This is a genomic window from Acinetobacter sp. USHLN143, from assembly GCF_037145695.1.
In the GTDB taxonomy this organism is placed as follows: domain Bacteria; phylum Pseudomonadota; class Gammaproteobacteria; order Pseudomonadales; family Moraxellaceae; genus Acinetobacter; species Acinetobacter fasciculus.
Window position 1 is genome coordinate 1 of the sequence record NZ_JBBCWZ010000353.1, and the last position, 220, is coordinate 220.

At 38.6% G+C, this 220-nt stretch carries 1 pseudogene; it reads right to left on the reverse strand.

Annotation, left to right across the window (positions count from 1 at the left end):
- Positions 1-116, reverse strand: a pseudogene (locus WFH18_RS18360) (IS5/IS1182 family transposase); the annotation flags it as partial.
- Positions 117-220 lie beyond the last annotated feature (104 nt).

Sequence of the window (220 nt, forward strand, 5' to 3'; positions counted from 1 at the left end):
ATTAATTTATCGCCTAATAATTTGATGCAATGCATCTTGGTTTCCACCAAACTGCGGCGATGATAGCCTGACCATTTTTTCCATAATGTCCTGCCTAAACGTTTAACTGTTTGAACCGTACCGGGTTTGTCGGAGAGTCAATATTCTGAGAGACTATCCCGATGACAAAATTAAAATATACCCCTGAAATCAGAGAAAGAGCGGTTCAATTATTGATTGA